This window comes from Nocardia aurea, assembly GCF_003123685.1.
Classification (GTDB): Bacteria; Actinomycetota; Actinomycetes; order Mycobacteriales; family Mycobacteriaceae; genus Nocardia; species Nocardia aurea.
Window position 1 is genome coordinate 1 of record NZ_QCYJ01000058.1, and the last position, 8,618, is coordinate 8,618.

Sequence of the window (8,618 nt, forward strand, 5' to 3'; positions counted from 1 at the left end):
CGCGATGTGCGAGCTCGCCGTTCCCGCCGCCCAGTCGACGCTGCCCGCGCCGAACCACGAGAGCACCCAGTTGATCACGCCGAAGTCCCGGCCGAAGAGCTGGCTGAAGATGACCACCACGGCCACCACGCTGGTGACGTTGGGCAGCAGCAGCGACACCCTGAACAGCGTCTGGAACCGCAGCCGCCGGTTGAGCAGGTGCGCCAGCCAGATGGCCAGCAGCAGTTGCGGCGCCGTCGAGAGCACCCCGATGGACAGCGTGTTGAAGGTGGCGTTCCAGAAGTAGCCGTCCGCGAGCAGCGTGCCGAAGTTCTTCGTCCCGACGAACGTGTGCTCGTCGGACAGCAGCGTCCAGTCGTGCAGGCTCACCCACGCCGTGTAGATCAACGGGAACAGCCCGAAGGCGCAGAAGAGCAGGAAGAAGGGCGCGACGTAGGCGTACGGCGACACCCTCAGGTCGAGGGTGTGCCGCACGCTCCGCCTGCGCCGCCGCGGGACGGCGAGCGGAAGAGAACTCATTTGATCTTCTTGACGTCCTCGAGAACCTGCGCCCACGCCTCGTCGGGCGTCTGCTTGCCCTGCTCCACCCGGCCGAGACCGTCGCCGATCACGACGCGGACCTCCGCCTCCTTGGGCCCGAGGTGCTGGGGCTTGAGCGCCTTGGCCGCCTCGGAGTAGATCTTGCCGATCGGGGCGTCACCGAAGAACGGCTTGGTGAAGTTCTGGATCGACGGGTCGTCGTACAGGGCGGGGATCGACGGGAACGTGCCCTCCTCCTTGAAGACCTTCGCCTGGTTCTCCTTGGAGGTGAGGAAGTCGATCAGCTCGGCCGCCTCCTTGGGGTGCTCGCTCTGCTTGGGGACCATGAGGTGTGAGCCGCCACTGTTGCCCGAACCGCCGGGCACGGTCGCGATGTCCCACTTGCCGGAGGCGTCCTTGGCCTGCTCCTGGATGTAGCCGGTCATCCAGGCGGGGCAGATGATCGTGGCGAACGCGCCCTTGGCGAAGCCGGTGTTCCACGGCGGGGAGAAGGCCGCCAGCTTGGCCGTCAGCTTCTCGGAGGTGAGCTGGTTGGACAGGTCCCAGGCCTGCTTCACCGCGGGGTTGGAGCCCACGATGATGTTGTCCTGCGGGTCGTAGAGGCCGATCGGCGCCTGGTTGACCATCGCGCGGAAGATCTCGCCGGGGCTGTCCACGAACTTCGCGCCGGCCACGTTCGCCGTGGCGAACTTCTTGCCGGTCTCGATGTACTGCTCCCACGTCGGCCAGAGGGCCGCCACCTTGGTGCGGTCGGTGGGCAGGCCGGCCTTCTCGAACAGGTCCTTGCGGTAGCACATGGCCAGGCCGCCCTCGTCGGTGCCGAGCCCGAGCAACTGGCCGCCCTGCTTGCCCAGCCCCTGCTGCCACTTCCAGTCGAGGTAGTCGCTCTGGCGCTTGTCCAGCCCGAACTGCTTGAGGTCGTGGAACTTGGTGGGCTGCGCGGTGAACGTGCTGATGTAGCCCACCTCGACGGCCTCGATGTCCGCCGCCCCCGCGTTCGTGGCCAGCCGCTTGACCAGGTTGTTGTGGTGGTCGTTGAACTGGGTCACCGCTTCGGCGATCTCGATGTTCGGGTGGGTCTTCTTGTACTCCTCGTAGAGCGGTTTGAAGCCGAAGTCGCCGAAGAGGCCTACGGTGAGCTTGATCTTCTCTCCCGGCTTGGCCGCCGGGGCGGAGGCGCCGCCTCCGCCTCCGCCGCCGCCTGAGCCGCAGGCGGCCGTGGCCATGGCGATCAGGGACGCGGTGAGCAGGGGTACGGCGAGTCGCCTGATGCGAGGGGTCATGAACCCTCCTGGGTTCGAACTGGGGGTTGGGCTGAGAGAGCGCTCTCTCAGAAGGGTCGTAGTCCTCACACCTCGCTGTCAACGGTCGTTGGATAACGATCCGGGTTACAGAGAGAGCGTGTTCGCGAGCGCTGCGGAGTCGCCGGGCGGACGGCCGGCTCCGGGCGGCCGCGTCAGCCGTTGAGCACGCGGCCGACGATCCGCGCGTACATCCGGCCGGGGCTCGGCGCCTTGGCGAGGAACCCGGGCAGCATGGGCAGCCCCACCGCGAACGGCTCCAGCCGCTCGTACAGCTCCTCGGCCCCGGCCGGCCGGTCGTCCGGCCGCTTCTCCAGCAACTGCGCCAGCAGCGTGCCCAGCGCGCCCGGCAGCCCAGGGATGGCCGGCGGCCGCTCCTTGACCTGCTTCTCGAAGACCACGTAGTCGGTCGGCCCGGTGAACAGCTGCCGCCCGGTCAGCATCTCGTGCAGCACGCAGCCCAGCGAGTAGAGGTCGCTGCGGGGCTCCGCCACGCCGTGCTGGATCTGCTCCGGCGCCATGTACGCGGGGGTGCCGAGGATCTGGCCGATCCTGGTGAACGTGGTGACGTCGGCGTCACGCAGCAGCGCCAGGCCGAAGTCGAGCACCTTCACGCTGCCGTCGGGGCAGAGCATGAGATTGGTCGGCTTGAGGTCGCGGTGACAGATCGCGAGCGCGTGCGCGGCCGACAGCACGGCGCACGCCTGCGCGGCGATCCCGGCGGCCCACGGCACGGGTAACGGCCCGTGCTCGCTCACCACGTCGGCCACCGTGACGCCCTCGATGAACTGCATCACCTGGTAGAGCCGCTGATCGTGGGTGCCGAAGTCGTAGAGCACCGGAGCGCCCGGATGCTCCAGCCGGGCCAGGATGCGCGCCTCGCGGATGAAGCGGCGCTCCAGCTCGTGGTCGGGACCGCTCGGCAGCCTCAGCAGCTTCACCGCGACCCGGCGGTCGAGGTGGCGGTCGTGCCCCGCGTAGACGGCTCCCATGCCGCCCTGGCCGAGGGGGAGGTCGTCGAGCACATAGCGGTCACCGATGACCATCCGCCCCTCCCCCCAGCCTTTCCGGAAAAACTACACCGTCAAGACTGAGGGCGCAGGTGCCCGTCGGTCAGCCCGTCGAGGCCCAGCCGGATCAGCGTCTGGCCGAGCGCGGACGTCTCCCGCAAGGCGTCCTCCAGCGCCGCGAGCTGCCGGAACGCCTCGCCGTACGCGCCCTGCTCCGCCAGCGGGAGGCGGGGCAGGCGGGTGCGCCGCACGTCGAACCGGCTGGAACCGGTGGTCGCCCGCCCACCCGCCGCGCGCAGGAACCCGGCCAGGAAGTCGGGGTCGAGCCTGCGCGGATCGACCCGGTAGAGCGTCAGGTGCGGCCCCAGCACGCAGCCCCCCTCGGCCATCACCCGCACGCTGGAGTAGGAGGCCACCACGTCGCCCTCCCGCACCTCGACGAGCCCCTGCTGCGCGCTCGTACGGCCGGACGGCGGAGCGCCGTGGGACACGTCGTCGGCGGTGAGCACCGGGATGTCGCCGCCGCCGGACACCATCCTGGGCGGGGCCTGCAGCGCGGCGACCAGACCCTCCTTGATCAGGTCGCCGATAGTGGTGAACGGCTGGTCGAGCGGCTGCTCCAGCACCTTGAGATCGGGCGGCGTGGCCGTCGCGGCCAGGAAGCGGTCGCGGGCCTCGGTGAAGGCCCGGCCCAGGTCGTCACGGCGCTGGTGGCGGGCCGGCGTCATGTCCACCTCGTCGGCCAGCAGGTCGATGATCCGCACCGTCTGGTCGGAACGGTCCTCGAGATAGGCCCGCCACGCGGGCTCGACGATGGCCTGGTCGGCGGTGGCGTCGAGGATCAGCACGTCGGACGGCGGGCGCTCGCCGCCCGCCGGCCTGCGCAGCAGCCACAGGTCGGAGCCCGGCAGGGCCACCACGGCGCGCAGGGCCCCGGCCCGCAGCAGGTTGGCCCGGATGCGTCTGCCCGCCTTCCGGCTGGCCGCCGCGGGAGGCATGAGGACGGCGACCCGGCCGCCCGGCCGGACGTGGGTGAGGCAGTGCTGCACCCAGGCCAGCTCCGGCTCGCCGCGCGGCGGCAGGCCGTACTCCCAGCGCGGGTCGCCGGTCAGCTCCTCGTAGCCCCAGGCGCGCTCGTTGAACGGCGGGTCGCAGACGACGGCGTCGGCCCGCACCCCGGCGAACCCGTCGTGGCGCATCGAGTCGCCCGCCACGATCTCGGCGTCGACGCCGCGCAGACGCAGCCGGGCCGCCGCGATGCGGGCCGAGGTGCCGCTGAGGTCCTGCCCGAGCACCCGGCCGGCCCGGGGCGCGAGCAGCAGCGTGCCGACACCGCAGGCGGGGTCGAGGACGGTGCCGCCGTCGGCGCCCACCAGGGCGACCATCAGCTCGGCGGTCTCCTCCCGGGTCACCGAGAGCTGCCGGGAGTGGGACTCCAGGTAGCGCTCGCACAGGAACTCGTACGCGGTGAGCGGATCGTGCCGCCCGGCCAGCTCGGAGACCAGCTCAGCCAGCTCGGGGTCGAGCGCGCTGCGACCGGTCGTCAGCAGCGCGCCCGCCCGCGCCACCAGCTCGCCCAGGCGCAGATCTCCGGCCGCCCGCAGGCGTTGCCACACCCGATCTCCCAGCGAGACCTGGTAGGACTTCCCGTAGCGGCGCAGCCACGACTCGACCTCGGGCAGCGAGAACAACGGCTGGTTCGCGGTTCCTCCGACGGGGCGGGGGAAGTCGTCATGGCGGCGGCGCCAGTTGCTCACCGCGGCCCGCCCGACCCCGGCGAGCCGGGCGATGTCCCCGGCGTTCACGGTGGGGTCGTGGCTCATGTCGCCCACAGTAGTTCACAAGAGTCTTCAGCGCATCTGCTTGTGAAGTCTTTCAACCAATGATTTACTGCAGGTATGAAGCACAACATCCGCTATGCCGCCGGATCAGATGTGGGCCGCCGCCGGGAGCAGAACGAGGACTCCGGCTACGCGAGCGGCCGGTTGCTCGTGGTGGCTGACGGGATGGGTGGACACGCGGCCGGCGAGCTGGCGAGCTCGGCGGCGATCGCCGTCATGCGCGAGCTGGATGCCACGCTTCCCGAGACGGGCGCCGACTTGGAGGCCGCGCTGGAGGGCGCCGTGCACGAAGCGGCGCGCAGGCTCGTCGAGCTGGCCGAGATCGACCCCGCGCGCAGGGGGATGGGCACCACGGTGACCGCTCTGCTGTGGGACGGCTACCAGTTCGCCCTGGCTCATCTCGGTGACTCCCGCGGATACCTGCTTCGCGACGGTGCTCTTTACCAGATGACCAAGGATCACACACTTGTGCAGTCGATGGTGGACGAAGGACGGATAACGGAGGATCAGGCCGCGGTGCACCCCCGGCGCTCCATGGTCCTGCGCGTGCTGGGCAGCGAAGGCAGGGCGGAGCCGGACATGGCGCTGCGTGAAGCCGAGGCTGATGACCGCTACCTCCTCTGCTCCGACGGGCTCACGACGGTGCTCGGGCCTGAGACCCTGCACGAGGTGCTGACCACGGTGGCAGACCCGGCCCTGGCCGTCCAGAGGCTCATCGACCTCGCGAACGAGGGCGGCTCGCCCGACAACGTGACCGTTGTCGTGGCCGACGTGGTCGCGCCGGGCACCGGTGACGAGCAGGTTTACCGCGTCGGCGCCGGAGCCTAGCCCGAGCACGGCGGTCGCTTCTGTCACTCCAGTGCCATTTCGCCTCATGACTAGCCACTTTTCCGGTGTGCGGCGCGCGATCACGATGTCGCCACTACAGTCCATCGTGATCTGCCCGATTTTCTGGGAGGAGTGGCACTGGACCGGATCGCGGAAGCTCTGCTGAGAGAGGTCCGTCAGGAGCTCGGCTACCGGGAGAAGGGCGGACAGCACACCAAGTTCGGCCACTGGTACGCCGACCGCGTCCAGGACTCCCAGTACCGCAACGCCCCGTGGTGCGACATGTTCATCGCCTGGGCGGCCGACAGGGCCGGGGTCGCCGACTACGTCGGGCAGTTCGCCTGGACGCCGTCCCACGCCGTGTGGTTCATCAAGCAGGGCGCGTGGAGCGCCGAACCTGAGCCCGGGGCGCTCGTCTTCTTCGACTGGAAGGGCGGCAAGAGCTACAAGGGCGTCGACCACGTCGGCATCGTCGAGCGCGTCTCCGGCGAGAAGATCCACACGATCGAGGCCAACGTCGACCGCGTCTGGCTCAAGCGCAAGGTCCGCGAGACGGACAAGGTCGTCGGGTACGGCCTGCCGCGCGCCGTCAAGACCAACGCCACGCTGACCGAGATCCGCAGCACCGAGCTTCCGTTCGCGTCCGCGCCCAGGCAGGCGGCGCCGGGGTCGCCGTTCGACGTCTTAGGCACGCCGCAGGCGCTGCTCGCCGCGATGGTGCTGATGACCGTCGTGCTCTCCCTGCGCTTCACGAGCCGCCGCCGCGGCACCCACCGCCGCTTCGCACCACCTTGGAACGCACCACACCCCACACCCCGCCAGCCCGCCGCGGCCCCGTCCGGTGGCCGGGTCCCCAGGGCCCGCGTCTCCCTGGAAGCAGGCCATCTGGAAGCGAGCCACCCGGAAGCGAGCCACCCGGAAGCGAGCCACGGCCGCCACCTCACCGCCACCCGCCGCAGGCCGTACGAGCCGAAGCCCTGAACAAGGGCGCCCTGGCCGGTGGGAAATACTAGGACGTCCTAGTATCTTGGTGGAGAGACCCCTCACAAAGGAGTGTTCTGCCGTGCACGTTCCGGTTCACCCAGTCCGATTCGTGACGGCCGCGGCCCTGTTCGACGGTCATGACGCGGCGATCAACATCATGCGGCGCATCCTCCAGTCTCAGGGCGCCGAGGTCATCCACCTCGGCCACAACAGGTCCGTGGACGAGATCGTCACCGCCGCCATCCAAGAGGACGTCCAGGGAGTCGCGATCAGCTCCTACCAGGGCGGGCACGTGGAGTTCTTCACGTACCTCGTCGACCTGCTGCGCGAGCGCGGCGCCGAGCACATCAAGGTGTACGGCGGAGGAGGCGGCGTCATCGTGCAGGAGGAGATCGACCTCCTCCACTCCCGCGGCGTCGCCCGCATCTTCTCGCCCGAGGACGGCCAGCGTCTCGGCCTGCCCGGCATGATCAACAAGCTGATCGAGGAGTGCGACGTCGAGCTGCCGGGCGCTCCCGCGGCCGAGGCCGTCGTCTCGGGCGACCAGGCCGCCCTGGCCAGGGCGATCACCCTGATCGAGTCCGGGCGCGCACCCGACGACCTCCTGGAGGCCCTGCGCGCGGCCGGCGGCCGGGCGCCGCGTCGGGCGCCCGTGCTGGGCATCACGGGCACCGGCGGGTCCGGCAAGTCGTCGCTCACCGACGAGCTGGTGCGCCGGCTCCGGGTGGACAACGACGACAAGCTGCGCATCGCGGTCATCGCCATCGACCCCACCCGCAGGCGCGGCGGTGGCGCCCTGCTGGGCGACCGGATCCGCATGAACAGCCTGGGCCCCCAGACCCACTTCCGCTCGCTGGCCACCAGGGGCGCCGCCAGCGAGGTGCCCGCCTGCCTCGACGACGTGGTCACCGCCTGCCGTTCCGCCGGCTACGACCTGGTCGTCGTGGAGACCCCGGGCATCGGCCAGGGCGACGCCGGCATCGTGCCGCACGTGGACGTGCCCGTCTACGTCATGACCCCCGAGTTCGGCGCGGCCTCCCAGCTGGAGAAGATCGACATGCTCGACTTCGCCGAGGCCGTGGTGATCAACAAGTACGAGCGGCGTGGGGCCGAGGACGCCCTGCGCGACGTGCGCCGCCAGTTGCTGCGCAACCGCGAGGCGTTCGGCGTGCCGCCGGAGGGGATGCCGGTGTTCGGCACGATCGCCGCCCGCTACAACGACGCCGGGGTGACCGCCCTCTACCACCACCTCAAGGATCTCCTGCTGGACAAGGGCATGCAGGCCGGGCCCGGGCTCCTCGAGCCGGTCCAGGGCCGCACCTCCCAGGCGTCGGCCGCGGTCGTCCCGCCCGCCCGCGTCCGCTACCTCGTCGAGATCGCCGAGACGGTCCGCGGCTACCACGCCGAGACGCTCGCCCAGGCGGAGGCGGCCCGCCGCCGCCAGCAGCTCGCCGCCGTGCGGTCGATGCTGGAGGAGGGCGGCACGGGCGGGCACGACGACGACCGGCTGGCGGCGCTGGCGGACCGGGCCGAGCGGGAGCTGAGCGAGGAGAGCCGGGCGCTGCTCGATGCCTGGCCCGCCACGCGCGAGCAGTACACCGCCGACGAGCTGGTCGTGCGCGTACGCGACCGCGAGATCCACACGCCGCTCTGGCGCGAGACGCTGTCCGGCAACCGCATCCCCCGGGTGGCCCTGCCCCGCCACACCGACCACGGCGAGCTCCTCAGGTTCCTCCGGAGCGAGAACCTGCCCGGCGTGTTCCCGTTCACCGCCGGCGTGTTCCCCTTCAAGCGGGACGACGAGGACCCGACCCGGATGTTCGCCGGCGAGGGCGACCCGTTCCGCACCAACCGGCGCTTCAAGCTGCTCTCCGAAGGGCAGCCCGCGACCCGCCTGTCCACGGCGTTCGACTCGGTCACCCTGTACGGCCACGACCCCGACCCGCGGCCGGACATCTACGGGAAGGTCGGCACGTCCGGCGTCTCCATCGCGACGCTCGACGACATGAAGGCGCTGTATGACGGGTTCGACCTGATCGCGCCCAACACGTCGGTGTCGATGACGATCAACGGCCCGGCCCCGACGATCCTCGCCTTCTACCTCAACGCCGCCG

General features: G+C 70.7%; 7 protein-coding genes. 3 read left to right on the forward strand and 4 right to left on the reverse strand.

The window, feature by feature from the left end:
• The 4 genes from DAT37_RS12670 to DAT37_RS12685 all read right to left on the reverse strand — a co-directional run.
• On the reverse strand, nt 1–519 hold a 519-nt coding region (locus tag DAT37_RS12670; RefSeq protein WP_198654232.1), incomplete at its 3' end, for a carbohydrate ABC transporter permease.
• Nucleotides 516–1,823 (reverse strand): ABC transporter substrate-binding protein, encoded by a 1,308-nt coding sequence (locus DAT37_RS12675; RefSeq protein WP_109524957.1) that lies wholly within the window; start codon nt 1,821–1,823, stop codon nt 516–518. The genes DAT37_RS12670 and DAT37_RS12675, both read right to left, overlap by 4 nt.
• A gap of 173 nt (nt 1,824–1,996) precedes the next feature.
• On the reverse strand, nt 1,997–2,887 hold the full coding sequence (locus DAT37_RS12680) for a serine/threonine-protein kinase (protein ID WP_109524958.1): 891 nt from the start codon (nt 2,885–2,887) through the stop codon (nt 1,997–1,999).
• Nucleotides 2,888–2,925: 38 nt separating this feature from the next.
• Nucleotides 2,926–4,674, reverse strand: a complete 1,749-nt coding sequence (locus DAT37_RS12685; protein WP_109524959.1) for an N-6 DNA methylase — start codon at nt 4,672–4,674, stop codon at nt 2,926–2,928.
• A gap of 75 nt (nt 4,675–4,749) precedes the next feature.
• On the opposite strand from DAT37_RS12685, the gene DAT37_RS12690 reads away from it, so the two are divergent.
• The 3 genes from DAT37_RS12690 to DAT37_RS12700 all read left to right on the forward strand — a co-directional run.
• Nucleotides 4,750–5,520, forward strand: a complete 771-nt coding sequence (locus DAT37_RS12690) for a PP2C family protein-serine/threonine phosphatase (protein WP_109524960.1) — start codon at nt 4,750–4,752, stop codon at nt 5,518–5,520.
• Nucleotides 5,521–5,652: 132 nt separating this feature from the next.
• Complete coding sequence (locus DAT37_RS12695) at nt 5,653–6,501, forward strand: CHAP domain-containing protein (RefSeq protein ID WP_198654233.1); 849 nt, start codon at nt 5,653–5,655, stop codon at nt 6,499–6,501.
• Nucleotides 6,502–6,613: 112 nt separating this feature from the next.
• Nucleotides 6,614–8,618: methylmalonyl-CoA mutase family protein (locus DAT37_RS12700; RefSeq protein WP_232839711.1), on the forward strand; the 2,005-nt coding region annotated here is incomplete at its 3' end.

Excerpts from the sequence above, each read along its gene's own strand:
- DAT37_RS12675 (WP_109524957.1), bottom strand. The coding sequence starts at position 1,823 with ATGACCCCTCGCATCAGGCGACTCGCCGTACCCCTGCTCACCGCGTCC.
- DAT37_RS12680 (WP_109524958.1), bottom strand. The coding sequence starts at position 2,887 with ATGGTCATCGGTGACCGCTATGTGCTCGACGACCTCCCCCTCGGCCAG.
- DAT37_RS12685 (WP_109524959.1), bottom strand. The coding sequence starts at position 4,674 with ATGAGCCACGACCCCACCGTGAACGCCGGGGACATCGCCCGGCTCGCC.
- DAT37_RS12690 (WP_109524960.1), top strand. The coding sequence starts at position 4,750 with ATGAAGCACAACATCCGCTATGCCGCCGGATCAGATGTGGGCCGCCGC.